Source organism: Caballeronia eucalypticola (genome assembly GCF_047608185.1).
In the GTDB taxonomy this organism is placed as follows: Bacteria; Pseudomonadota; Gammaproteobacteria; order Burkholderiales; family Burkholderiaceae; genus Caballeronia.
This window is the reverse complement of the sequence record NZ_JBLKRU010000065.1, coordinates 1-24,460: the sequence shown is the minus strand read 5'-3', so window position 1 is coordinate 24,460 and position 24,460 is coordinate 1. Positions and strand designations below refer to the sequence as shown.

Below are 24,460 nucleotides of genomic sequence, written 5' to 3'. Positions count from 1 at the left end.
TGCACGGGTTCTGTGTTAGCGGTCTGGTTCATTGCCGGGTTGCTGCTTTTTAGGTCTTCGCGCGTTTTATGTTGGCTGATTTCTTTATCACTATTAGCCACTGCGCGTGGCGGCGCTTCGTTTCTTTGTCGCTTTGGACAAATGAAATGATGCGTGTAGTGGTTCAATGATTGTGGACACCTCAAACGGGGATAATTCTCCAACTGAGGTGAGAACGGGCAGACGAAACTTTCCGGATGAATTGAAGGCCGATGCGGTCCGGCTGGTGGTGGAGCAGCGATATTCTTTCGCTCGGGCCAGCGCGGCGATGGGTGTTGGCGACACAGCTTTGCGGCGCTGGGTGGCGCGATGGCACGAGCAAAAAGCGGTGCCCCCGCGCACGGTCGACCAGATGAGCGCGGACGCGCAGCGCCTAAGGGAGTTGGAAAGCACGGGTGGCCGATCTGGAAAGGGAGCGTGAGATTCTAAAAAAATCCACGGCCTTCTTCGTGAAAGAAATGGATCGCTCATTGAAGTGATTCATTCGCTGAAGAAGGCCTGTCCGATCGTCCTCATGTGCGCTCTCACGGGCGTGGCGCGCAGCAGCTATTACGCATTTGCGCGAGCGCGCAGCCAGCGGCAGCGTTCGCCAGACTTGCTCGATGCCGCGCGCCAGATCCACGATGAAAACCGATGCAGTTATGGTAGCCGCAGGATGTCGCTGGCATTACGGCTCCTGGGCTATGCGGTCGGGCGTTATCTGGCTCGCAGTTTGATGAGAGAGGCCGAACTGGTGGTGCGCAAGCGGCGCACGCACAAGTATCGCAAGGCCGAGGGCGAGGCGCTTATTGCGCAGAACCTGTTGGAGCGTAAGTTCGAACCAGGCGCCATTAACCGCGTGTGGGCAGGCGATATTACGTACGTGTGGAGCAAACAACGCTGGTCTTACCTGGCTATCGTCATGGACTTGCACTCGCGGCGCATTGTAGGCTGAGCCTTTGACATCCAGGCCGACACCGAATTGGTGATTCAGGCTCTACAACACGCGTATCGCCGCCGGCAACCGGGAGCGGGTCTCATGGTTCATTCGGACCAGGGATGCAATACACGAGCGCACGCTTTGTCGATGACCTAAAGAACGCCGGCATCGTACAAAGCATGAGGCGCAGGGGTAACTGCTGGGACAACGCCGTAGTCGAACGTTTTTTCAGGAGCTTGAAGAGCGAATGGATCGGCGAGCGGGAGTATAAAAACCATGAGGAAGCCAAAAACGATGTAAGGGAGTTCGTGGAAAAGTACTACAACTATCAACGTCTTCATTCGGCAGCCAACAACTTGCCGCCGGTGTTGTAAGAAGCTGGTTCTGTGTGAAATCCCCTTTGGGAGTGTCCACAAATACTTGACCACTACGGCGCTGCCACGCGCAGTGGCTAATAGAGCTAAAGAGATCAATCAGAATAAAAACCGCGAAGACCCAAAAAGCAGCAACCCGGCATGGACTCAGACCGCTAACGCCAGAACCAACCCTTCCAGAACCCCAGGTGCGAACGAAAACTAGTTTCGCATTGACCACTATGGCAAGCGCCCGCTAAAAGAAACTACAATCCGATTAGTCTCCGTAATCGCCATCAGTCGAGACTGAAACCGCCCGCCACCGATCAAGCTCGGCTTGCATACCAGCGAGTTTCGCGTCCGCAGCATTTACCGCAATCGACCCAGCAATAAAACGCATCGGAGGCGCAGCTTCATTCGCGAGACTCACGAGTGCTTGTGCGAGTTTCACCGGGTCGCCCGGTTGCTGGCCGTTGCGTTGCTCGAAGGATGAACGCAGCCGTTCACGCCGGTCGTCGTAGTCGGCCAACGTAACCCTCCCAAAACGAAGCGATTCCGCGGTAAGGAAATCCGTACGAAAGGGACCGGGTTCCACAATCGTCACGAAGAGTCCGAACGGTGCAATCTCCTTCGCCAGTGACTCCGAGAAACCTTCAAGCGCAAACTTGCTGGCGCAATAGAGCGAAGCCACTTCCGCACCGAGGATGCCGGCAAGCGACGAGATGTTGAAGATGCGCCCGCGACGAGCCGCGCGCATGACGGGCAACGCGGCCCACGTCACGTTAAAAACACCGAACAGGTTGGTGGCGAACTGCGCCTGCACATCTGCGATGGTGTTCTCTTCGAAGAATCCCAAGTGGCCGTATCCCGCGTTGTTGACGAGTACGTCGATACCGCCGAATCGCGACACAGCGGCTTGAACGGCCGCGTTCGCCTGCGCCGCGCCGGTCACGTCCAGCGCAATGCCAAGCAGTTGATCGCTATCCTGCCCCAGGCTCTTGACGATATCTTCCCGCTTGCGTCCCGTGGCGACCACCCGGTCACCCGCCTGAATCGCAGCCTTGGCGATAAGCGCACCAAGACCACGGCTTGCGCCCGTGATAAACCATGTTTTCTGCATCGTCGGCTCCTTTGCTGATCGAGCCTTCATGGAACCACGACGCAATGCCCGCACGATAGACCGATTCTCGCGCGTTCTTGCCTGAACGTGTAAATCGTAGTCGGGGTTTGATCCGGCCTTCTATAGATGCTGAGACGAAGCTTATTCGTCGAGTTCGCTTGTGCAACCAATCAGCCTGGATGGATCAGCAAGGAATTCTTCAATGGTGCCTTCGTCCTCGAACAGCATCTTGAGAACGCACACTTCGTCATCCGTCAGAACCGCTTCGACAAAGTCGCCGTCGCGTCCAATAGTGTCGCAGTCTTCAAGGGTCAACTCCGCGATGACAGCAGAAGACAGTTTGACGGGCCATCTCTCACTGAACGCAACAGTGACTACCTTCCGCGCTTCGTCGTAGGCTCTGATCTCGACGCTGATGTAGGACATGGTGTCGATTTCTCCAGTGAACGTACCCAGAATGGCTCGCACTGCAACCCGCCACGACGCGATACAGAACCGCGCTACGGAATCAAGTTTAGCAATACACAATCGTTTCCGTGCAATGTCTTTAAAGGAATTTAAACGCAAACGGCTAGCGCGTGAATGTGCTTTTGCAATGCCACTTTTATGCAAGCGCACGACTTAGTTTTTGTCCAAGGGAAACCGCAAGCACAAGAATGATTGCAAATCCCTTAACGCCTTCCAAGTTGGAACGCTTGATGCATAAGAAAGCGGCTAGCCTTTCCCACTTGACAGTTTTGGTACCTAACCGGAGCGCGCTCATGTCAACTGAAACGTTCGAACTTGCCACCCGCTTTTCGCATATCCGGCCACAAGACACCCCCTATGAAGATCAAGGGTTGCGCGATTTTTTTCTTTATCGTGATTTAGGCATTGTTGAGGCAACGGGCGGGAAGGTAGTCGCGCAACTCGTCAAGGCGAACAATGCACCAGAGCAAGGCACGGGTTGGCACCGACATGAGGCCGAATTCCACATTGTGATCATGCTCAAGGGCTGGGCGCGCTTCATGTACGGCGACAAGGAGACGCTGGTCGCAACCGGCGACTGCGTGCATCAGGCGCCGGGAATCGTGCATTACCTCTTCGATTATTCCGAGGACATGGAGTATCTGGAGATAGTCGGCCCCGCGAACTTCACCACCATCGACGCACAAGGACCCTGCGAGGTTCCCGCGTTTACGCCATGGAAGAGCAAGCAACCTGCGTGAAATGCATGCTAAGCCCGCGTCCTTGACAATGCTATTCAAGGCCCTTCGGATTGCACATTAACATCCATGCGCGGTGCGACAGGCCGTGCGAGCGGCGCCAAGGATTGCAAAGGCTGGGCGCGTGCATTGATCACAATCGGGCTTGGCTCGTTGTCGTGGATCATTGCGCGCACGCGCGGATAAATGTGGCGTTCCCAACGCTTGCCGTTGAACACGCCATAGTGACCAACACCTGTTTGCACGTGATGCGTCTTCATGTACGGACGTAACTTATTGCACAGTTCCTGCGCGGCAAGGGTCTGGCCGATCGCGCAGATATCGTCGCGCTCGCCTTCAACGGTGAGCAGCGCGGTTCGCCGGATCAACGACGGATCAACCGTGCGCCCGCCTACTTTCAGTTCATGCAGCGGTAACGCGTGTTGCTGAAAGATGGTGTCAACGGTCTCGAGATAAAACTCGGCCGTTAAATCCATGGTCGCGAAGTATTCTTCATAGAATACGCGGATAGCCTCGGCCTTAGCGGGGTCGCCTTTGGCGCGTTGATACACCATGTCTTCGAACGCATCGAAATGACGTGCCGGATTCATCGACATGAACGCCATCAATTGCGTATGGCCCGGATAAACACGCCGGCCTGCGCCCGCAAACCCCCAGGGCACAGCGCTAATGAGGTTGTGCTCGAACCATTCGATAGGCTTGCTCTTCGCCAGCACGTTCACCGAGGTCGGATTGATGCGCGTGTCGATAGGACCGGCCATCAGCGTCATGCTGGCAGGTTGCATCGGATGATCGTCTGCGGCCATCAGGGAGACTGCGGCAAGGGTGGCCACGGTCGGCTGACAGACCGCCAGCACGTGGGTATTAGGTCCCAGCGCGACGATAAAATCGATGACATGCTGGACGTATTCATCAAAGCCGAAGCGTCCCTGCGCCAGCGAGACGTCGCGAGGGTTGATCCAGTCCGTGATGTACACGTCATGGTGAGGCAGCAACGTGCGCACCGTGCCGCGCAGGAGCGTGGCGAAGTGTCCGGACATGGGCGCGATCACCAGTACGCGCGGTTGTTTGGGCTCGCCTTGCTTCGCAAAATGCAGCAACGAACAGAACGGCGTGGCGAGCGTGATCTCTTCGGTGACAGGCACGCTCTTACCTTCCATCTCCACCGAGTCAATAGCGAATGGACGCCGGCTATGCGTGAGCGCCGACAATGCAAGCAGGTCGCAGGTGGCTCGCAAAGACCGGCCGTGAGGTGTATTGGCGAGAAAAGGCCACGCATCCAGCGCGTGATTGACGAGTGCCGCGCCGTGGCGTATTGGCAGAGTGAGATCCGCCATCGCCTGATAGCCGGAGTATGCGAATGGTTTCATCGCCTTTCGCTTGAGCGCGTATTGTCGAGTCGTCCAAATCAACGCAATAGATATGCCAACCGAATGCCAACGTGTTGCGTCAACATGAAGGCGATTGAAAGTGGCACATCCCTTGCAACATTCCTTCAGATGCACTGAACATGCTGTCTTTTGGTGCGTGTGCGCACTGCGCCGCGCACCTGGGCGCGCGTGTTTCGCTTGAATCGCAGAGGAGCTACAGATGACGAACGCTACGCTCACCATCAGCAGCAAAAACTATTCGTCGTGGTCGTTACGTGGCTGGTTACTTACCAAGTTCAGCGGTCTGCCGTTCGACGAGTTCGTGATGCCCATGGACGATCCCGCCGCGCGCGCCGAACTGTTGTTGCTGTCGCCGTCCATTCTCGTTCCCTGCCTGGTTCATGACAACATCAAGGTTTGGGACACGCTTGCGATTGCGGAGTATCTGAATGAAGTGCGCCCGAAAGCCGGGTTGTTGCCTGCTGACCGGCGTACACGCGCGCATTGCCGTTCCATCTGTGGAGAGATGCATTCGGGCTTCGCTTCGCTGCGCTCGGCATTGCCCATGAATATAAAATCGCACTTCCCGAACTTCGCGATCTGGGCACGCGCGCAGACGGATATCGAGCGTATCACGGCAATCTGGCTTGAATGCCTCAAGCAATATGAGGGTCCGTATCTGTTCGGAGCGCTTGGCGCCGCCGATGCGATGTTCGCTCCGGTCGTGACGCGTTTTGTCACCTACGACGTCAAGCTCGAGCCGGAAATTGTCGCGTATGCGCAGCGCATTCTCGCACTGCCCGAAATGCAGCAATGGATAGCGGACGCGCAGCAGGAGGTCGAGGAGATCGACGAACTGGACGCGGAGTTCTGAGGTCGAGTTCGGAGGCGCGGCTTAGCTTGCCAGCTTCCTGAAAGTCTCGAGAACAGCGTCACCTTTGAATGGTTTGACGATCCAGCCCTTTACGCCGGCCGCCTTGCCTCGCTCTTTCATGGCCGGGCTGCTCTCCGTGGTCAGCATGATGATATTGACCGTGGTATTCACGAGGCCGCTGCGAATCTTTTCGACCATGGTCAGGCCGTCCATGTTGGGCATATTGACGTCGCTGATCACGAGCTTGATCCCGGGACTCGACTTCATTTTGGAGAGACCATCTTTTCCATCAATAGCGGTCTCCACGTCCAGCCCGTTCTTTCTCAAGAAACCGGCGACCTCGTCGCGCACCGTGCTGGAGTCATCGACAACAAGAATTTTTGACATGATTTTTCCTTAAGAAATCAGAACAGATCCAGTTCGCCTGCTTCAACCACCGCGCCAATATCCTTGGTGACTTCACTGAAGTCTTCAGGCGACCAGCTCAGGTTGAAGATGAAGCGCTGATGAAGTTTTACCGTGTGACCCGACTGTTCGTCGGTCAGGTTGTACATGAAACACAACTGCGGATTCGCCGTGCCGAACGAGATGTACTTCTGCTTGTGATTAACAAGCAGCGGCACTTGCACCTGGCTGCGCGCAAGCGCATCAGCGTCGCCCATGTAGCGGTTCTTGAATGAACCCCAGATCAGGTTGGTGATCTCACCCAGCAGGCTGTTGAGATCGCGGAAATCGGCGGGACCGTCACACATGTCATGCCGGTCGAGCAGGTCGAGAACAGGCTGCTCCTCGGCCTGCATCATCATGTAACCACGGCACCAAGTACTCTCGAGCGGAATCAGGCTGAACGCTTCGCCGAAAATGATACGGTCGCGCACGATGCACGGCGTGTCCCAGGTAATGCTGACGTTCTTGAAGAGGCTGCTCAGTATTGACTCCGTGATCTCCAATATGCCGCGCACCAGTGCGTTCGGATAATCCAGGCTGAAGATATATTCGTCGATGACCTCGCGCAACGGCGCCATGTCCGAGGCAAGGTAAGCCGCGCACAGGACCCGGCGCAGGCCATCCGGAAGATCGTCCAATGTGGCACTCGAATCGCGGCGGATGATGATCGGCAATTCGGGGCGCACGGTGTTGATCTTGATCGCGATCTCGGCGCTTTCTTCCAGCGAGCCGCCGTAGCTTTCCGAAAAGAGGATGGCGCCCAGGTCTATGTTCGATCGCAGCACGGATAGCAAGCGATTCTTGCGTACCTTCAGGCCGACCAGATTGTGTTCGTCGCAGAAGCGCTTGATTGCGTTCGCGTGCACCGGGGAGTCGTCGAGGACGAGCACTTTGCTGACCGGCTTGTTCTCGTTCATATCGTTTGTCATCGTGATCTTAAAGCTGATTAGAGCCAAATTAGAACAACTCGAGTTCGCCGCTGGTTTCTTCAACAGCCGTTATGTCGGCCACGAAATCGATGGGCGCATGGGCGCATACGCACACCGTTGCGGCAAGCTGGACCGAGCCGTTGATCGTGATTGCATAGGACGAGAGAAGGTCAGGCTTCAGTCCTTCGAGGTAGGGCAGGCAACGGGCGCTAAGCACATAGGGTGTCGACATTCCGAGATCCCGGAAGTACGGCAGCAGGTCCTGGTTCACGGCTCCGCAGCAAAGATTGCAGATCTCCAGGAGCATGTCCTGAAGCGATACGTCTCCGGTTTCCTTGGCAAAATAATCGCGTGTGTGAACGTCGTCATCGAAATGAAAAACGAGCAAAAGCCGGAACAGGATGGACGAGATGGTCAGGATGATAACGTTAGCTTCGGGCCGTGCATCGTCATGGGCTTGCGCGAGCGGGACGATCTCGCACGCATCGTCCGGATGCCGCGGCAGCCTCGAGCGTGCAGCCTTAAGCAAGATGCCTTCAATACTGGCTTGTGCGTTGCTGCTGATCATTTTGATGCTCGGTTAATGCTTGACTAGTGCTTGGTTGAGACCTAATGAAGCCGTGCCTGAAATTGATCGGCAAGCACCTCAACGCTGCTCAGGGACGCCGTGATCATCTTCCCGCCCGCCTGGATGTCCTGGAAGGTGGCGGTCGTTGTCAGGTCATTGCGGTGCAGGCTGTCCCGGTAGCTCCGCGAGAGTTCTTCCGAACGCGCGGCCAGTGCCCGTACTTCGCCGGCCACCACTGCAAATCCACGGCCGGCGTTGCCCGCACGCGCGGCCTCGATGGACGCATTGAGCGAGACGATCACCACATGCTTGACGATGGAGGACAGCTCGTGATTCTTCGCATGCATGTCCTGGTTCTGCGTCATCAGCGAAATCATTTGCTCATGCCACCGTTCGAACGTCGCTGCAAGACTCTTGAGCCGCGATGCCTCAGCGGCAATCCGTCTGGCGTGGTCGAGAAAATTCTCCTTGTCTTCAACCAATGCCGCCATTGCCGCGCGATCCTCGCCGGCAATCTTCGATTGCTTTGCGAGGTCATCGTGTAGTTGAGCGATGGAAGATTCGAGTTTCTGAATCTCTTGCTGCCCCTGGTCAATCAGGGCGTTCTGCTGTGCGTTGGTTTGCGTCAGCGTGTGGATGCGGCCGTTTGTTTCCGATTGAAACCGGGCCAACGTTCGTGCGCTATGCAACTTGTGCAAGATCAGCGCGAGCATGGCGGTTGCCACGGCCCCTGCCGATGCTGCCAATAGATACTGTTCAATCACAATCATTCCTTCCAGGTTTCAATCGATGCGTTGTTGCGTGTTCGGGCGAGTGCTAGGCAGAAACTTCATCTGCTTCGCGTTGCGGTCGTATACCGGCGCTTTCGACGGCGACATCGTCCGGCAGACACACAACGGTTTCGAACTGGCGGAATTCCGCACCCTCACGATCATCCGAGAAGCTCAGCTTGATGCTGCCGTTCGCGCGCTTGAGGAAGTCGCGCACGGCGTCCATGCCCACGCCGCGGCCCGACACTTCCGTGACCTGCTCGGCAGTCGAGAATCCCGGACGAAAGATGAGATCGGCGATCTCTTCGTCGCTGGTCTTCTCGTCACTGCCGACCCAACCCCGTTCAATTGCGATATTACGAATCCGCCCTAAGGCAAGGCCGCGGCCATCGTCTTTCAGCGTAATGCGAACTGCATCTTCTTCGAGTTGCACGTTGATATCGATCGTGCCGACCGGCGCCTTTCCTTGTGCTGTGCGCGCCTCAGGCGTCTCGATTCCATGGTCCATCGAATTGCGCAGCAGGTGCATGAACACGTTTTTCAACGCACCGCTGGCGTGACTGCGCAGGCGGGTATTGTTGTCGCGAATGCGGACCACGGGTGCATCCTTGCCGAGTTCCGTCGCGAGAGAAGGAAGCGAGTCAAGCACGCCCGAGAGGACCTGGCCAATACTTTCGGTTCCGAGCAGGCGCAAAGTCTGACTCACCGAGTCGCGCATCTCGATCAGGTCTTCCGGGTTGCCTACGTTCATGGCTTCGAGTTGACGCAGGCTTTCCTGGATATGCTCTATATCGATCGTCAGGTATCGCTCGGCGTTACCGCCTTGCCCCGGTCCCTTACGTCCCAAGCTAACCTCGTTGATCTCGGCGTAACTCTCGACCACTTCACGCACGCGCGCCAGTTCCTGTACCAGGCCTTCCTGATCCCAGGTCCGCTGCGCGTCGGGCTTGCGCAGTTCGTCGTAACTCTGCTCGGTCTCGTGAACAATGTCCGTCAGGTACTGCAGGCTGTAAGTGCGCGCGTTGCCCTTGATCGTGTGCATGTTGCGGAACAGCTCTGCAATAGCCGCACCGTTAGCCTGACGATGCTCGCGAATGATCCGTTCGTTCTCGCTGATAAAGCTGGTCGAGCTTTCTATGAAGTGATGGAATTTTTCCTGATTGATCGCGAGGATTTCGCCAATCATTTCCAGCCTGCGTTTTTGCTCGCTGGTTTCAGCCGCGAGTGTGCGCAGCTCGGTAACATCGCGCACGCAAAGCATCAGGCGCACGATGGTGTCGGTTTCATCAGTGATGGCGGACCAGCTCAAGTCGAGTATCTTGATGCGGCCATCGGGCATGCGCTTCGTAGTTTCGTGTATCAGCAAGTGCTGATTGAACTCAAAGTTCATGCTGTCTTCGCCCAGACATGCGTGGCTCGCCGCATCCACTTGCGAGAGCACGTCGGAGCCAAGGTCGGTGCCGGAAAACACGAGGTCCATCAGACTGCGGCCTGCAATGTCTTTCGTTTCGAAGATTGCTTCAAGATGCGCGGAGTACTCGGCATGAACAACCGCCCCGGATACAACCGTCAAGATGCCTTGCTGCATGTTTTGCAACATGGCCTGGATGTCCGCGGTCTTCTGCTTGAGCAAGGCCGAGTTCTCCTGGATCTTTTCGATCATTCCGTTGAACGCGACAATAGAGTGACCGATCTCGTCCATCCGTCCCACGGGCACGCGACGGGTGAAGTCCTGGCTGGCGGCAATCTCGCTCATCATCGCTTGCATGCGGCTTAGCGGTCGCGTGATCTGGCGATAGAGCAGCGAACCAATCAGGCTTAGCAGCGCAATCGCGATACCCGTCACAATCGCGATAGCGGTCGTGGTGGTCGCGAGCGTGTGGTTCAGTGCTGTAATGGCCTCGTCTTTCTCGCGGTTCTTCTCAATGCGAAGGGTCTCGACAATCCCTTCAAGTTCGTCCCGGTACTGGGCCACGTTGGCAAACAAGTACGCTTGCGCGAGCTCGTTCTTGCCCGCAGCTTTCATCTTTGCGGTGTCGTTAATGGACGAGAAATAGTTCTCGAGGCTGTCGTTAGCCTGGCTTACCAGCCCGACTTGAGCGTGGCTGTGCGCATTGCGTGCCTGGAAGGCGAGTGCTTGCTGCAAGGACGCTTTCTTGTCGTTCAATGCGGCCTGCGCTTGTGCGACCACGTTGCCATCCGGCGAATACACCAGCGTCATGGTGGCGAGTTGCACGTCCTTGACTTGCGAAACGAGGTCCGCGGAAGCCAGCGCGCTGGGCACCACTCCTTCCGTGACTTGCCTGACTTCAGAGGCGCTGCGCCGCGTTTGATAAACGGCGTAACCGCCTATCGCGGATAAAGCGACGAACATCAGGATGACCAACAACGTAATGCGATGACGGATAGTCATTCGAGTAACTCCCCGGGCTAAACTGGTGTATCAAGCCCTGACTAAGAACAGGTCGGCCCTGTGCAAATAGGCGATTCTTTAAGAGACTCGAATAGTGTTCAATTAATGTTACTAATACGTGACTGCTTAAGAGAAATAATGTCGTTTGCCCGAAGCATCCTTTCTGGGCTTGGCTAGCACGCTGTTTCTGATTTACGCAACAGAATGAAGACGAAAATGGCTCTAAAGTTTTTCGAGATTAAGCCGTTAACATCAAGGAATTAATCGATTCTCTGAGGCCGAATAAAAGGTTAAACGTTTGCGTGAACCTTTTAAACGCGCTTGGCTATGATTCAAAGGAATTGCCGCGCGAGATATTTTTTGCCGGACGGGTAGCGCTTAACAGGCGCTTTACTGAATCAGGCTCTTTACCCAATTGCTTCGACCCGAACCGGAAGGCTGAGCGCCTCAGGTACGAGGCGGCCAAAGGCGCAACACTGGGGCAGGCAGGGTGCCACCGCCCCTCAAACCTAGCCCGTCAATTCTCGCGCGATTTCACAACAATGTTGCACGCGTTGTACAGGATGACCAAATCCTTAAGATGGCTAACCATATTGCTCGACTAACGCATTCCATAGCGCGAGGACTTCGAGCATGCCGGGATCCTGATCGTTGGTCCATACGGCTGTCTGAACCAGCACCAGCTTGGAGCGCGGGTCGACAATAATTCTTTGTCCGTCCATACCCGCCAACGCGAACACGCGGCGATCGCCCGGCAGGATCCACACTTGATAACCATAGCCCATGTACGTTTTTGCGTGCCCGGGCGCGAGAAAACTCGTGGGCGAGCTGACCGTGGTCGCATCGAGCAGCCATTGGCGCGGGACGACTTGCTGACCGTTCCACATTCCATCGTGCGCCATCATCAAGCCAAGGCGAGTCCAGTCACGCAGCGTTGCACTGACACAGCAATACGTAATGTCCTGCCCGGTCGGGTCTTTCCCCCAGGAGGCGTTGGACTCCATGCCCATCTTCTGCCAGATGCGCTCGCTTGCATATTGCGCTACCGACATATGAACAGCGTGGCTAAGAACGAGGCCGAGGACTTCGGTTTCAGCGCTTGCGTAGTTGAAGTGAGTGCCCGGCTCGCGCTCGCGCACGTTGAATCGCTTCACGCCCGCAATTGCGCCAACCCCCTTGGGATTCAACAAGTCCCGGCCAAGCTTGTCGCGGTCGTCGCCGGGCATGCCATCTTCGTGATACGCGACGCCGGAGGACATGTGCAACAGGTCGCGAATCGGCGTCTCGCCGTAAGCGGTGTTGGCCAGTTCGGGAACATAGGCGTCTGCGTGGTCGTCGATGGAACGGATAGCGCCTTCGGACACAGCAATGCCGACCAGCATGCCTACGATGGTCTTGGCCATGGACTGCGACATGAATGGGTCATTGTCCTTTCGGCCGTATCGATAATGCTCGTAGAGAATCGTATCGTCGCGGGCAATCAGCAAGGCGGTGACCGGGTTCCGGTCGAGATAGCTGCCTATTGTCCTGATGTGGCTGTCGTAGGGGTAGCTGAGCGGAAGTTCGCTATCGGCGCGCTTTAGCGGCGACGTCGGACCGGTTCCCTTTGCTATATTGTCCACAGGTCTCACGTTGGCGAAGTGCGTGTAGTAACCCACGAACTCTTTTTGTGTCCGGGCCTTTCCGGGCACGGGCAGCGGATAGTTTTCCTGTGCGCCATAGGCGTCGGCGGCATATCCGGTGGCCGAAAAAACAGGGCCCGCCTGTGCGTGGGCATTGCACGCCGCAAGCAATAGAAGAAGGGGAATGACCGGCTATACCCATTTGCGCACAGTCCTGCTCCTTGTTGTCTTGCGAGTCGTGTGACGAGACTTGCGAATAGATTTCCACCGCTAATCGCATTGCTCACAAGCGCTACGTCCAAGTAGCGATTTCAATTAAACGATTCACACACGGAAAGCGTTGACGTCTCGTGACGCGGCGTGATTTTCTTTCAACCCGATTGCTTTAACGGAGGATAGGCCGCACGTCGCCTACCCCCCGAACGCCGTGCAAGTCACGCAGACAACAAGACGACATGACGCTTAGATGCAACGCATCGACCCAAGGGTAGTCTTGACCGCCTCGTCCCAAGGCGTATGCGGTTCCTCTCCCAGCGTTGCCAGTAACGAAGCATTCTCCATGCGTATGGGCTCCTTCCACAAATAGCGCATCTCCCGCAGTTCGCGAAACGTCTCTGAGAACAGCGACATCACTGGAAGCACCCACCAGGGAAAAGCACGTACCTTCACGTCAGGCTCGCCGACCGAGCGTTTGATCGCACCGACCATTTGCGTGCCGTCGGCGTCCCAATGACCCCGCATATGAAAGGTCGCGAAAACAGGCAACTGAATTTCCTTTTCGACTAACCGCACCATGGTTTGCGCGACATCCGGCACATAGGCCCACTGATGTCCGATACCGGTCTTCCCTGGATAGGACATCGAGCGAACCGGTTTGCCGGGTTTAACGATACCTGCTGAGAGCCAGCTATTGCCGGCGCTGCCGGGGCCGAAAAAATCGCCAGCTCGCACGACAAGACTGCGCACGCCGTCGGAGCTTGCCGCCTGGAGGCGGTGCTCCAGTTCGACACGAATTGCACCCTTATGCGTGAGTGGTTCTTGAGACGACGATTCGCGCAATACAGGGAATGCGTTCGGGCCATAGTTATAGACCGTGCCCGGCAACACGATCCGCGCGCCGGAAGCACGCGCCGCGGCAATGGTGTTGTCGATCATAGGAAGTACTAATGCGGCCCAGTTGCGATATCCTGGCGGATTGACCGCGTGGACAATGATCTGCACGCCGTCTGCGGCTGCAATCTCATCCTGTCGACTCATTGCGTCGCCCTTGACCCATTCGAACCGGTCATCGCGATTAGTCAGCGCGGCGGGGTCGCGATGCAACGCCCGGACCTTCCAGCCACGCGCAGCAAGTTGCCGTGCCACTTCGCCACCAATGCCGCCGGTAGCCCCTAAAACCAACGCCATGCGAGTGTCTTTCATCTTTGCCTCCTGAAGTAATGGTGATTATTCTTGCGCAGACGGCGGTTAAATGAAATTATCGATACCAATAGAGCTGATATACATTTTTGTATGACTGAGACCGAGCCTAGCTGGGATCTTTACCGGACTTTCCTGGGCGTGATGCGCGAGGGTTCGCTTTCGGGCGCGGCGCGTGCGCTAGGACTGACGCAGCCTACGGTCGGGCGTCATGTGGATGCGCTCGAACTGGCCATGGGCTATGCGCTTTTTGTCCGCACGCAACAGGGCCTTAGCCCCACGCAGGAAGCGCTGACGCTCAAGCCGTTTGCCGAGGCGCTGGAATCGAATAGTGCTGCGCTGTTGCGGGCTGCATCGAGTCAGGGCGTGAAAGTCGGGGGCACCATCCGTATTACCGCCAGCGACGTCATTAGCGTGGAGGTGCTGCCGCCTATCATCACCGCGCTGCACGCTGCTTACCCCGAACTCATCATTGAACTGATGCCGTCTAACCGGATGGAAGACCTGCTGCAGCGCGAAGCCGACATCGCGGTACGAATGCAGAGGCCAAGCCAGGGAGTATTGATTGCGCGCCGGATTGGCGATGTCGAGCTTGGGCTTTACGCGCACAAGCGTTATCTGAAACGTCGCGGCAAGCCGGCGAATATCGACGAGCTGGCTAACCATGCGCTCATAGGCTTCGACAAGGAAACCGCTTTTATCCGCAGCGTGAAAGGCAAGCTGTCCGAACTGCGCCGGGAGTCGATGGCATTGCGCACTGACAGTGACCTCGCTTCGCTTGCGATGTTGCGTGCCGGTTTTGGTATTGGAATGTGCCAAATCGGGCTTGCTGACCCCAACCGTGATTTGATCCGTCTCTTCCCCGAGAAGATTTCGCTTCGACTGGATACCTGGCTAGCCATGCACGAAGACCTGCGCGACAACCCAAGTTGTAAGGTCGCGTTTGCAGCCCTCGCTGAAGGGCTGGATCGATACGTTCACGGAGCGTAGGGAAGAGCCATCCTGGATCAGAGCCCTTTCAGCGAGGGGAAAATAGCGGCGATCCGCGCGTAGACCAGGACGTCGACTTGCAGGTAGATCGCGATCGCCGTGAGCATGACGAGCACGCCGAATACTTGCTGCAAGCGTTCGGCGTGACGTGCCACTATCCGGACGCGCTGGGTCATGTAATGACCGCCATAGATGATTGCCAGCATGGGTATGGCAGCCCCGATAGCGTACAGGGTGAGCAGCAGCGCCGACCAGCCCAGGTCCTGAGCCTTGACCACCAGCACCAGGATGGATGCCAGTACGGGCCCGGCACAGGGCGTCCACACCGCCCCCAGCGACATGCCGAGCACGAAGCCGCCCGCGTTGCCGCTGCCGGGTTGCGTCCCGGTTTGAACCCCAGGCAAGAACGCGGCACTCATGCGTTGCAATGGCGGTTGCAGACGCGCCACCAGCCAGTCATACGGACGTGGCCACACGCGCAGCAGTCCAGAGAGCGCCAGCAACGCGATGCCGGTATTGCGCAACACTTGCTGGGCCACGTGCACTGTGCTGGACACCGCGCAGAGCAGCATCGCGAAGGAGGCGAACGTCAGGATAAAACCCGCGACGATGAACAAGGGGCGGACGCGGCTTGGTCGCTCGACCGAGGTGCCGAGCAGGATCGGCATTGCCGGCAGGATGCAAGGCGATGCAATGGTGAGCAAGCCTGCGAGCAAGGCGAGCGGTGTTTCAATGGTGTTGTGCACGATGAGCGTTCCGTTGGCTGGTATGACCGTATTGGAACGCCCGGGCGTATCTGGCTTGTGTCGACGGCAAGCGCCGGTGCAACGTTGTGTGTCAGGGAATGCTGCGGATACACAGCGACACAAATCTCCGCGCACGCCAGGGTGGCAAGCTGGAGTTGTCCATCGTGGAGAATCAGAAAAGTGTTGATTTGCAGCCTGGGTTGGCCAGGAAAAGGCCACTCGCTCCGTTTCCGGAATGACGCAGTGCGCGCGGCCCGAGAAACGTTCTGGATATGTTCAGCTAATCGTTTAACGCGAGTCTCTGAAAATCCGTCCAACGAGCCAGGAAAAATCGGGCGGCGGCGTGGTCTTGATCACGCGGCACATCTCGGCGACTGGACCTGGATCGCTACGGTTTGCGAACTCGATTGCCTCGGCGAGCGAGACGGTGCCCTCTAATGCCCGGCCTTCGTTATTTTCTACTGAGAAGTCGAATTGCCAATGCGTTGCCAAGATCCCTTTCGACTTTACGATCGCGACAATTTTTGCGTCCATTCGCGCCTCCGATCAATCCTATAAGATAAGGAGCGCCGGTTCTGACGGCTATTGGAATTCACGTCGAATAACGGCGGATTGCGGACAGCGCAAAAAATCGATTGTCCGCATTGAGCGTGGCGCCGTCCTTGCAACCGGCTAGTCGCAGAGTTTCCAAGTTGCACTTACGCTGCTTCATGACCCAATGAGGGCGCTCCGTGCCGGCAAATTACAACACGGAGCAACATGGCCGACAAAGGTCTTAAAAGGTCTTATTCAGGCAGTGGACTAAACGATCCTGGCTCGTGGAACGGACATCCGTTATGACTCTGGCGGAACTCGGAAGACATCTCATACGCGGGCTTTCGGGTCCGGTTCACTCCGCCAAGCGGGCGATGGGCGCTTAGCCCGTGCCACGGACTGAATGCCATTCCATCGTCTACCGCAGTTGATCTGGCATCGGACCATGCCGGCTGCGAATTCACGACGATTCGCGCAACTGCAACGTAAGGGCTTTCATCTTCGGGCCACTTTTTTGCCGCGTCCTCAATGGGCATCTTCTTAATGTCGGTTGCGAGTTGAACGCGCAATTCCCATTCACCGCCGCTTGATGAAAAGAATTCCTTCACCGACTCGCGCAGACCGTCGGGTCTGTCTTTAAGATCGACCGGCGCATCGACCAAGGCGGTCAAACCGGGAGACACGGGAGCAATGCTAAGTTTCGCGAAATAGTCGCCGTAGAGGAGAGGGACGACGCTGTAATAAGTCTCCCCAAGGATGTTGGTTTCGGGGTGGCCGCCCAGGCTCTTGATGGTTCCGCTTTCACCGCCCAAGCTTTCTACCGCGGCTTCAACACCACGCAAGACCGCAGATAAGGCTTGTTTCATGCCCGGGCCCTTGTCGGTCGTCTTTGCCAGCAGCTTCAGCGTCTTCAGAAATTGTTTTGGGGTCGACGCCGTAAATGCCGGAGCATTCTGCATGACAAAGTCTTGCGTCGTAGCGGATTCGCCTCCTGGCAGGCGAGGACCTTTCGCTCCCGTGACCTTGATTGCGAGACCGCGCGGCGTCGATACGCTGTCTGCAAGCAAGTCACCGGGATTGGTCGAAAATCGCAATACGACGGGATAATTACCGGGCGTGGAGAAGAGTCCCTGGGCTAATTCCGCCGGAAGTCCGGCATTCACATGCAATTCGCCTTGCAGCAAGGCGTGGCTTTTAGCATGCACGCTGCGGACCGCATGGCCGTAGTCGTGCGAAGTCGTATCGAGAATACTGCGCAATGTCTCTATCAATTCACGCGTCGTTTCAGCCTCGTCTTCAGGGACTTGCTCGAACGTTGAGTCGTAGAGTAAGGGCTTTATGGCTTGCAAACTTGACATGGATAAGCTCCGCTATGTGGGGACGAATGTGTCCTGAAGGCGAGTTGTTGTTTTCATCGTCCTTGCAAGGGATGTTCCCGCAGTCGGTCAAGCCGATGGGTGGCGACGGAGTGAGGGGTTGAGTGAGCGTGCTTCGCGTATGAGGCCGGCGCAAGAAAGAGTCGCCACGCCGCGTAGCGCCGCCGCCTGGCAACATTTCATCCGGCAATAAATCGTATGACGAGAATTTTTCCGCGCTGCACGTCTCTAAGCGACACCAAGCGGAATATGGAAATGGACTACGCATCGATTCAACCCGCGTTGACCACCCTGTTGCGCAACCGGCCGCTCGGCACCACTGCCGACCTTAATGAGCAGACGGTTGCATACTGGGACGGCTACGAGATAAGGGGCATTCATTTACGGCACGACGAGAGCGATAACAGCGACCGGCTCGACGGAGATTTCGACCTCGATGAACGCACGCTTAATCATCTGCACGCGGATCTGGTCGCGTGGATGGCCGCGCCTCGTTATACGGTACGCGCGGAGCTTGCGGCCTCGCTGAAGGGCGTTCCCCCGTTCAAAGCGGGCGCTTGACCGCTTGGTTCTGGCGTCTCTGAAAATCACGTCTGGTGAGTTCGTAGATGGAACAGAAGTTAGACACGCTCGTGATAGGCGCCGGGCCCGCAGGCCTCGCGGTGGCTGCGTGTCTAACGAAGCGCGGAGCGTCCTGCACGATTGTGGAGCGCGCGGGCAGCGTCGGGTCGAGCTGGCGTCATCACTATGACCGGTTGCACCTTCACTCCGACCGGGACCGTTCTACCCTGCCTTATTTTCCGTTTCCCGCTGGAACGCCGCGTTATCCATCGCGCAAACAAGTGGTCGAGTATCTCGAACTGTATGCGCGGCATTTCGAGCTGGCACCGCACTTCAACGAGGAGGTCAGGACGGTTCGTCCACGCAATCCCGGATTGACGGTAACCACGACTGCCGGCGTCTATCAATCCCGGCAAGTGGTCGTGGCCACCGGCTGCAACGCGGTTCCGTACGTACCACGGTGGCGCGGCCAGGAGCGCTTCCGCGGCCGCATCCTGCATAGCAGCGAGTACCGCAATGGCGAGTCATTCCAAGGCCAGAGCGTTCTGGTCATCGGCTTCGGCAACAGCGGCGGAGAGATTGCCATCGATCTCCATGAACACGGTGCGCAAGTGGCAATGGCAGTTCGCGGACCGGTCAACATCATCCCGCGCGAGATCTTCGGTGTGCCCGTACTCGCTGTCTCTATCGCGTTGAGCCGCCTTCCCGCGCGACTCGCTGATGCGCTCGCTGCGCCACTCGTGCGGCTCATTATCGGAGACATTACCAAGCTCGGTTTCGGCAAACTCTCGATGGGTCCTTTCACGCAAATCAAGACGAAGACGCGTATTCCGCTCATCGATATCGGTACCGTCAAACTGGTTCGCGAGGGGCACATTCAGGTGCTTGGAGACATCCGCGAGATGAGCGAGACCGAGATCACGTTTGACGATGGGCATTCGCGGGACTTCGACGCAATTATTGCCGCGACAGGGTTTCGTCCGGGAAGCGATTTTCTCTTGGCGCCGCAGAGCGAACTGACCGGCGGGGAGACAAAATCCGGGCTGCATTACTGCGGGTTTGTCGTCTCACCGACCGGCATGTTGCGCGAAATCGGAATCGAGGCGCAACGGGTTGCAGACGAAATCACACGCATGTAGGAACGGTGGGCGCCCGGAGGGCCTGCGTGGCTCGCGGCATTCGTCAATCGAGACAACCAAAACCAACAATCCCGCCACTGCGCTCTATCGCGCGTAATATCGAGTGCGAAGCGTGAGGCGGCGAACCTCGCATTCGGATAGACCTTCGAAAAATCGAAGGCTAAATGGGACAAGGGAGATGCGATGAGCAACGACATGTACGAAGAGGGATTGAACAAACCCGCTGCCAACTTCGCGGCGCTGACACCTTTGATCTTCATCGAACGGGCAGCGTCGGTCTATCCGGCAATGCCCGCCATTTCGCACGGTGCGGTGCGGCGCGACTGGGCTCAGACCTATGCGCGCACACGGCGTCTGGCGTCTGCGCTAAGCGCCCGCGGCATTGGCGTTGGCGACACGGTCGCCGTCATGTTGCCCAATATCCCGGAGATGGTCGAAGCGCATTTCGGTATCCCGATGATCGGCGCAGTCCTCAATACGCTCAACACGCGACTCGACGCCAGCACGCTCGCGTTCATGCTGAATCACGGCGAGGCGAAAGTAGTGCTGGTCGACCGGGAATTCTCCGCCGTGATGCGCGAGGCCATTGCGAATGTAGACCACCCGATTGTCGTCATCGATGTCGACGATACCGAATATGCCGGCCCGGGTGAGCGTATTGGCGAACTCGACTATGAAGCGCTGCTGGCGAGCGGTGATCCTGCGTTCGAATGGGCGCCGCCATCAGATGAGTGGAACGCGATCTGCCTGAACTACACATCAGGGACAACAGGGTATCCGAAGGGCGTTGTCTATCACCATCGCGGGGCGTACACCAACGCGGTCAGCAACATCCTCGAATGGGACATGCCGAAGCATGCGGTGTACCTGTGGACGCTGCCTATGTTCCATTGCAATGGCTGGTGTTTCCCCTGGACCGTCGCTGCGCGCGCGGGGGTCAACGTATGCTTGCGCAAGGTCGATGCTAAAACAATCTTCGACCTGATTCTTCGCGAGCGGGTGACGCACTATTGCGGCGCGCCGATCGTACAGAACCTGCTGGTCAATGCGCCCGATAAGATGAAAGCCGGGATCACGCACCGCGTCCATGCAATGGTTGCCGGCGCGGCGCCGCCTGCGGCCATGATCGAAGGCATGGAGCGGCTTGGCTTCGAACTGACGCATGTGTATGGCCTGACTGAGGTCTATGGCCCGGCGACCGTCTGCGCGCAGCAAGCTCAATGGAGCACTCTCGACATAGGTGAACGCGCGAGCCTGAATGCGCGGCAGGGCGTGCGCTATCACTTGCAAGATGCCGTGACGGTGCGCGATCCCTTGACGATGGAGGAAGTGCCGGCAGACGGCGAGACAATCGGCGAGATCATGTTTCGCGGCAATATCATGATGAAGGGTTATCTGAAGAATCCCGCCGCGACGGAGGAAGCATTACGCGGCGGCTGGTTTCACACCGGCGACCTTGGGGTCGTCGATCCGGATGGTTATGTCCGGATCAAGGACCGCAGCAAGGACATCATCATTTCGGGCGGGGAGAACATCTCAAGCATCGAAATTGAAGATGTCTTGTATCGCCATCCGGCGGTACTCGCGGCCGCCGTCGTCGCGAAGCCGGACCCTCGCTGGGGTGAGACGCCTTGCGCTTTCGTCGAGTTGAAGGCGGGCGCAACGGTGAGTGCAGCCGAGTTGGTCGCGCATTGCAAAGCCCATCTTGCGGGTTTCAAAGTGCCGCGCTCGATCGAGTTTTGCGAGTTGCCGAAGACATCGACCGGGAAGATACAGAAGTTCGAATTGCGTAAGCGCGCCGGATCGGTATCGGCCATTGACGTATGACGGGGGGAACATGAACGAAGGCGCAAGTCTGGAGCCACTAGTGCTTATCGATCACGATATCCACGGCATTCCCGGCGCGGTACAGATAACGCTGAACCGTCCAGACGCATTTAACACGTTGTCCGAAGCATTGATCGACGCGCTGCAGCGCAGCCTGGATGAGGTGGCTGCGTCCGATGCGCGTGTCGTTGTGCTTGCCGGCGCGGGCCGTGCGTTTTGCGCGGGCCACGATCTGAAAGAGATGCGAGCCACACCGTCATACGCGTACTACCAGGATTTGTTTGCTCGCTGCTCGCAGATGATGTTGACCATCCAGCGCATGCCGCAACCTGTGATTGCACGGGTGCATGGCGTTGCGACTGCGGCGGGCTGTCAACTGGTCGCCATGTGCGATCTGGCGGTGGCCGCAAGCACCGCTCGCTTCGCTGTGTCCGGGGTCAACCTCGGATTGTTCTGCTCGACGCCCAGTGTGCCGCTGTCGCGCAATCTGTCTCGCAAGGCGGCATTCGAAATGCTTGTGACCGGCGACTTTATCGATGCACAAACCGCGTGTGAGCGCTGCCTTGTCAATCGAGTCGCCGAGCCCGAAGAGCTGGACGATGCAATTCGTGCGCTCGTGACGAGTATCAGTGAAAAGCCGCGTGCGGCGATCGCCGCCGGCAAGAGCCTGTTCTATCGGCAACTGGAAGCGGGCATTGATACAGCGTATCAACTCGCTGGCGACACAATGGCGCGCAACATGATGGACGAGGCAGCGCTTGAGGGAACCGAGGCGTTCATCCAGAAGCGCCCGCCGCGGTGGCGCGAAACGTAGCTGACTGACGCGGAGCCAGGGAAGGGCATGCCATGACACTTGCGACCCGGTTTCGGTGGGCCATCGCGGCAATGGCGGCGCTGTTTCTAGGCGCCGTTCATGCCGCAACTTCCGGTGAAGCCTTTGGCACTCCAGGCGCGGCTGCCATGCATGGACCGGCGCAGAAGTCCTTCCTCGGGACAGCGCTGAGTGCGACGTCGCAGGTGTACTTCACGGGCTATCGCGGCGTTGTGTCGGAGGTGTATTGCCCGGTGCTCGACACAACGGAGTCCGTCGATTTGCAGTTCCTCGTTGGCGATGCCGCCGGCACGTTCGTCGATGAGGAAAAGCTTCAGCCTTATCGATCCGTACGACGCCTGCGACCGTCGTCAACTATCTCTTCAATACGCTGCAGCAAAAGACGGATTGCGGCACCGCCGAATACGATGCCGATGGTTGCGCGCAAGGATTCAGCCGCGTTGGCCGCTTCCCGCAGAATGCGTGGGTAAGCGGTTGGCCCTACTGGCAAGGGACGCAGATGGACGAGCAAGCCATGCCGATCCTGCTCGCGTGGCGTCTCGGTCCGGCCGTCTATAACGCGTTGTGGCCGAAGATCGCGCTCACCGCCGACTATATTCTCCGTACAGGGCCGTGGACGTATCAGGATCGATGGGAAGAGGACTCGGGCTACTCGCCGTCGAAGATAGCCGCAGAGGTGGCGGGCCTCGTTGCCGCTGCGCGCATTGCAGAAGACAACGTCGATAACGCGCGCGCAGGCAGCTACCTTGCAGCCGCCGACTATTGGCAACAGAACGTCACGCACTGGACCTACACCAGCAGCGGCGCGTACGGAAGCGGCAAGTACCATGTCCGCATCAATCCAGCGAACAAGAGCAGAACCGCAAGCTCTGGCAGCGGCGGGCAAAGCTACGAGCCCACCAGCTATCCCCGACTCTGGTCAGACCTTTCTCGTGAAGAACGGCGGCGGCATGCAGGATGAACGCGCGGCGGTCGACGGGGGTTTTCCCGAGTTGGTGCGCATGGGCGTGAAGCGTGCCAACGATCCTACTATTGTGAGTACGCTTTCCGCCTATGACGCCGTGCTCGCGATGAACGTGAAGGACTCGAACCAGGCGTGGTTCCGCTATAACTTCGACGGCTACGGCGAACACAATGACGGCAGCAATTTCGACGGCACTGGCGTCGGCCGCGCGTGGCACATCTTTACAGCCGAGCGCGGAATGTTCAGCATCGCGAGCAGCGGAGCCGGCAGCAGCGGCACTGCGTACCTCAACGCCGTCAGGTCCTACGCAACGCCTGAAGGCTTCATCCCCGAACAGATCTGGACCAACACGGTCACTCTGCCCGGCAACTGGCAGGTCGTGACGCCGCGGGGACTCACTGCCGGCGCACCGACCAAAATCCATGGCGCCGCTCAACTGGGCGATGGGTGAGTACATCAGCCTGCTTGCATCGATTCACGCGGGCCGGGTCGTCGATATTCCGTTCATTGTGCGCGCGCGTTATAGCAATTGCGTGGTCCCGCCGGCGAGCGGGCAGGCTAGCGTCACGATCAGCGTCAAGGCCACGACGCAGCCGGGGCAGTACCTGTATATAACCGGCAGCACGGACGCACATGGCAACTGGAACACCGACCTCGGACTGCCGGTGGACCCGGCCAATTATCCGGTGTGGAGCAACGCGGTGAATCTGCCGGCGAGCAGCAGTGTTCAATACAAGTACTACCGCAAGAATGCCGATGGAAGCGTGACGTGGGAGAACGTGTCCGGAGGTGGCAATCGCACGCTGAACGTACCGGCGTCGGGCGGCGCAGCATTAGACGATACGGTCGGTTGGTGAATATTGTGCGGCGTTTCAAATCATGCGGAAAGCAAACGTCCCCGGCCACGCCGGATTGAGCAGACATTTCTGTATCACTTTTAAAACGGCCGGGAAATGCTGATGCGACTAGGGTTTTGCCGCCAGCAAACCGGTGCTTTCAAGCATCGCTTCAAAACTCGGACGCCCTTCCAGTAAGGCATTGGCCCGACGACAGCGTTTGCGCGTTTGATCGGACAGATAACGTTCATTCGGGTTTGTACTGTTCAAGAGTGAATCAAAAACGTTCTCGTCCCCATTGTGTGCTGCTGCATATCCAACGAGGCTCCATGCTGGTACTGGGTTTCAGAGATCTGGCACGGTCCTCGCTTTATGTGTGGTGCAACACTAGCCGGAGTCTAAAAATAACCCACGACTTCGGCGAGTCTGCTTACGGGGCTGGTCGCAACATGTCTTCGATGAATGCCGTCAGATGCATCAAGAAGACGCGAGGCGGACCAGTATAAAAAATAGGCGCACAGCGCACGAATCAGAGAAAAAAATCATGTTGACCCTCAAATCAGACCTGCACGGCAATCATCTGTTGGGCGCGCTTCCGGCGCACGAA

Annotated in this window: 20 protein-coding genes and 3 pseudogenes; 10 read left to right on the top strand and 13 right to left on the bottom strand. The window is 57.6% G+C overall.

What is annotated here, in order from left to right:
• The first annotated feature begins 166 nt into the window (after nucleotides 1-166).
• A pseudogene (locus ACMX25_RS37290) lies at nucleotides 167-1,332 on the top strand (IS3 family transposase).
• A 256-nt stretch (nucleotides 1,333-1,588) separates the two neighbouring features.
• Here ACMX25_RS37290 and ACMX25_RS37285 read toward each other — a convergent pair.
• Nucleotides 1,589-2,431, bottom strand: coding sequence for an oxidoreductase (locus ACMX25_RS37285; RefSeq protein WP_414954879.1), 843 nt, complete (start codon nucleotides 2,429-2,431; stop codon nucleotides 1,589-1,591).
• Between the two features lie 141 nt (nucleotides 2,432-2,572).
• A complete protein-coding gene (locus tag ACMX25_RS37280) occupies nucleotides 2,573-2,857 on the bottom strand; it encodes a hypothetical protein (protein ID WP_414954878.1) in 285 nt (94 codons plus the stop codon).
• Nucleotides 2,858-3,192: 335 nt separating this feature from the next.
• Here ACMX25_RS37280 and ACMX25_RS37275 point away from each other — a divergent pair, with 335 nt between their 5' ends.
• Nucleotides 3,193-3,639: a cupin domain-containing protein gene (locus ACMX25_RS37275; RefSeq protein ID WP_414954877.1), complete on the top strand. Its 447-nt coding sequence runs from the start codon at nucleotides 3,193-3,195 to the stop codon at nucleotides 3,637-3,639.
• 35 nt (nucleotides 3,640-3,674) lie between these two features.
• On the opposite strand, the gene ACMX25_RS37270 is transcribed toward ACMX25_RS37275, so the two are convergent.
• On the bottom strand, nucleotides 3,675-5,006 hold the full coding sequence (locus ACMX25_RS37270; protein ID WP_414954876.1) for a polyhydroxyalkanoate depolymerase: 1,332 nt from the start codon (nucleotides 5,004-5,006) through the stop codon (nucleotides 3,675-3,677).
• A 220-nt stretch (nucleotides 5,007-5,226) separates the two neighbouring features.
• Between ACMX25_RS37270 and ACMX25_RS37265 the strand changes: the two genes are divergently transcribed.
• Nucleotides 5,227-5,880, top strand: a complete 654-nt coding sequence (locus tag ACMX25_RS37265) for a glutathione S-transferase family protein (RefSeq protein WP_414954875.1) — start codon at nucleotides 5,227-5,229, stop codon at nucleotides 5,878-5,880.
• Between the two features lie 21 nt (nucleotides 5,881-5,901).
• Here the strand turns inward: ACMX25_RS37265 and ACMX25_RS37260 are convergent, their stop codons facing one another.
• The 7 genes from ACMX25_RS37260 to ACMX25_RS37230 all read right to left on the bottom strand — a co-directional run bounded on the left by ACMX25_RS37260 (nucleotide 5,902) and on the right by ACMX25_RS37230 (nucleotide 14,051).
• The gene (locus ACMX25_RS37260) at nucleotides 5,902-6,267 is read right to left on the bottom strand and encodes a response regulator (protein ID WP_414954874.1); all 366 of its coding nucleotides are present in this window, start codon (nucleotides 6,265-6,267) and stop codon (nucleotides 5,902-5,904) included.
• Between the two features lie 17 nt (nucleotides 6,268-6,284).
• Nucleotides 6,285-7,244 carry a chemotaxis protein CheX gene (locus ACMX25_RS37255; protein WP_414954888.1) on the bottom strand — a complete coding sequence of 320 codons (960 nt, stop codon included), beginning with the start codon at nucleotides 7,242-7,244 and terminating at the stop codon, nucleotides 6,285-6,287.
• A 40-nt stretch (nucleotides 7,245-7,284) separates the two neighbouring features.
• A complete protein-coding gene (locus ACMX25_RS37250) occupies nucleotides 7,285-7,824 on the bottom strand; it encodes a hypothetical protein (protein ID WP_414954873.1) in 540 nt (179 codons plus the stop codon).
• A 41-nt stretch (nucleotides 7,825-7,865) separates the two neighbouring features.
• Nucleotides 7,866-8,588, bottom strand: a complete 723-nt coding sequence (locus tag ACMX25_RS37245; protein WP_414954887.1) for a methyl-accepting chemotaxis protein — start codon at nucleotides 8,586-8,588, stop codon at nucleotides 7,866-7,868.
• A gap of 52 nt (nucleotides 8,589-8,640) precedes the next feature.
• A complete protein-coding gene (locus ACMX25_RS37240) occupies nucleotides 8,641-11,007 on the bottom strand; it encodes an ATP-binding protein (RefSeq protein ID WP_414954872.1) in 2,367 nt (788 codons plus the stop codon).
• Between the two features lie 584 nt (nucleotides 11,008-11,591).
• A complete protein-coding gene (locus ACMX25_RS37235) occupies nucleotides 11,592-12,629 on the bottom strand; it encodes a serine hydrolase domain-containing protein (RefSeq protein ID WP_414954871.1) in 1,038 nt (345 codons plus the stop codon).
• A gap of 462 nt (nucleotides 12,630-13,091) precedes the next feature.
• On the bottom strand, nucleotides 13,092-14,051 hold the full coding sequence (locus ACMX25_RS37230) for an SDR family oxidoreductase (protein ID WP_414954870.1): 960 nt from the start codon (nucleotides 14,049-14,051) through the stop codon (nucleotides 13,092-13,094).
• A 90-nt stretch (nucleotides 14,052-14,141) separates the two neighbouring features.
• On the opposite strand from ACMX25_RS37230, the gene ACMX25_RS37225 reads away from it, so the two are divergent.
• Entirely contained in the window at nucleotides 14,142-15,038 is an 897-nt protein-coding gene (locus ACMX25_RS37225) for a LysR family transcriptional regulator (RefSeq protein ID WP_414954869.1), read from the top strand.
• 17 nt (nucleotides 15,039-15,055) lie between these two features.
• Here ACMX25_RS37225 and ACMX25_RS37220 read toward each other — a convergent pair whose 3' ends face one another.
• From ACMX25_RS37220 to ACMX25_RS37210, 3 genes are all read right to left on the bottom strand, one after another.
• A complete protein-coding gene (locus ACMX25_RS37220; RefSeq protein WP_414954868.1) occupies nucleotides 15,056-15,784 on the bottom strand; it encodes a cytochrome c biogenesis CcdA family protein in 729 nt (242 codons plus the stop codon).
• A gap of 288 nt (nucleotides 15,785-16,072) precedes the next feature.
• The gene (locus tag ACMX25_RS37215; RefSeq protein WP_414954867.1) at nucleotides 16,073-16,318 is read right to left on the bottom strand and encodes a hypothetical protein; all 246 of its coding nucleotides are present in this window, start codon (nucleotides 16,316-16,318) and stop codon (nucleotides 16,073-16,075) included.
• A 251-nt stretch (nucleotides 16,319-16,569) separates the two neighbouring features.
• On the bottom strand, nucleotides 16,570-17,676 hold the full coding sequence (locus ACMX25_RS37210; RefSeq protein WP_414954866.1) for a catalase family protein: 1,107 nt from the start codon (nucleotides 17,674-17,676) through the stop codon (nucleotides 16,570-16,572).
• Between the two features lie 273 nt (nucleotides 17,677-17,949).
• Between ACMX25_RS37210 and ACMX25_RS37205 the strand changes: the two genes are divergently transcribed.
• The 6 genes and pseudogenes from ACMX25_RS37205 to ACMX25_RS37180 form a co-directional block, all read left to right on the top strand.
• Nucleotides 17,950-18,255 carry a hypothetical protein gene (locus ACMX25_RS37205; RefSeq protein WP_414954865.1) on the top strand — a complete coding sequence of 102 codons (306 nt, stop codon included), beginning with the start codon at nucleotides 17,950-17,952 and terminating at the stop codon, nucleotides 18,253-18,255.
• Nucleotides 18,256-18,302: 47 nt separating this feature from the next.
• Entirely contained in the window at nucleotides 18,303-19,394 is a 1,092-nt protein-coding gene (locus tag ACMX25_RS37200; protein WP_414954864.1) for a flavin-containing monooxygenase, read from the top strand.
• 183 nt (nucleotides 19,395-19,577) lie between these two features.
• Nucleotides 19,578-21,221 (top strand): acyl-CoA synthetase, encoded by a 1,644-nt coding sequence (locus ACMX25_RS37195; protein ID WP_414954863.1) that lies wholly within the window; start codon nucleotides 19,578-19,580, stop codon nucleotides 21,219-21,221.
• A 10-nt stretch (nucleotides 21,222-21,231) separates the two neighbouring features.
• Nucleotides 21,232-22,035 carry an enoyl-CoA hydratase gene (locus ACMX25_RS37190; protein ID WP_414954862.1) on the top strand — a complete coding sequence of 268 codons (804 nt, stop codon included), beginning with the start codon at nucleotides 21,232-21,234 and terminating at the stop codon, nucleotides 22,033-22,035.
• 32 nt (nucleotides 22,036-22,067) lie between these two features.
• Nucleotides 22,068-22,346, top strand: a pseudogene (locus ACMX25_RS37185) (hypothetical protein); the annotation flags it as partial.
• A 38-nt stretch (nucleotides 22,347-22,384) separates the two neighbouring features.
• Nucleotides 22,385-23,874 (top strand): annotated as a pseudogene (locus ACMX25_RS37180) (carbohydrate-binding module family 20 domain-containing protein); the annotation flags it as partial.
• Nucleotides 23,875-24,460 lie beyond the last annotated feature (586 nt).

Excerpts from the sequence above, each read along its gene's own strand:
- ACMX25_RS37240 (WP_414954872.1), bottom strand. The coding sequence starts at position 11,007 with ATGACTATCCGTCATCGCATTACGTTGTTGGTCATCCTGATGTTCGTC.
- ACMX25_RS37225 (WP_414954869.1), top strand. The coding sequence starts at position 14,142 with ATGACTGAGACCGAGCCTAGCTGGGATCTTTACCGGACTTTCCTGGGC.
- ACMX25_RS37255 (WP_414954888.1), bottom strand. The coding sequence starts at position 7,244 with ATGAACGAGAACAAGCCGGTCAGCAAAGTGCTCGTCCTCGACGACTCC.
- ACMX25_RS37190 (WP_414954862.1), top strand. The coding sequence starts at position 21,232 with ATGAACGAAGGCGCAAGTCTGGAGCCACTAGTGCTTATCGATCACGAT.
- ACMX25_RS37265 (WP_414954875.1), top strand. The coding sequence starts at position 5,227 with ATGACGAACGCTACGCTCACCATCAGCAGCAAAAACTATTCGTCGTGG.
- ACMX25_RS37250 (WP_414954873.1), bottom strand. The coding sequence starts at position 7,824 with ATGATCAGCAGCAACGCACAAGCCAGTATTGAAGGCATCTTGCTTAAG.
- ACMX25_RS37280 (WP_414954878.1), bottom strand. The coding sequence starts at position 2,857 with ATGTCCTACATCAGCGTCGAGATCAGAGCCTACGACGAAGCGCGGAAG.
- ACMX25_RS37210 (WP_414954866.1), bottom strand. The coding sequence starts at position 17,676 with ATGTCAAGTTTGCAAGCCATAAAGCCCTTACTCTACGACTCAACGTTC.
- ACMX25_RS37260 (WP_414954874.1), bottom strand. The coding sequence starts at position 6,267 with ATGTCAAAAATTCTTGTTGTCGATGACTCCAGCACGGTGCGCGACGAG.
- ACMX25_RS37205 (WP_414954865.1), top strand. The coding sequence starts at position 17,950 with ATGGACTACGCATCGATTCAACCCGCGTTGACCACCCTGTTGCGCAAC.
- ACMX25_RS37230 (WP_414954870.1), bottom strand. The coding sequence starts at position 14,051 with ATGAAAGACACTCGCATGGCGTTGGTTTTAGGGGCTACCGGCGGCATT.
- ACMX25_RS37215 (WP_414954867.1), bottom strand. The coding sequence starts at position 16,318 with ATGGACGCAAAAATTGTCGCGATCGTAAAGTCGAAAGGGATCTTGGCA.
- ACMX25_RS37285 (WP_414954879.1), bottom strand. The coding sequence starts at position 2,431 with ATGCAGAAAACATGGTTTATCACGGGCGCAAGCCGTGGTCTTGGTGCG.
- ACMX25_RS37275 (WP_414954877.1), top strand. The coding sequence starts at position 3,193 with ATGTCAACTGAAACGTTCGAACTTGCCACCCGCTTTTCGCATATCCGG.
- ACMX25_RS37270 (WP_414954876.1), bottom strand. The coding sequence starts at position 5,006 with ATGAAACCATTCGCATACTCCGGCTATCAGGCGATGGCGGATCTCACT.
- ACMX25_RS37200 (WP_414954864.1), top strand. The coding sequence starts at position 18,303 with ATGGAACAGAAGTTAGACACGCTCGTGATAGGCGCCGGGCCCGCAGGC.
- ACMX25_RS37195 (WP_414954863.1), top strand. The coding sequence starts at position 19,578 with ATGAGCAACGACATGTACGAAGAGGGATTGAACAAACCCGCTGCCAAC.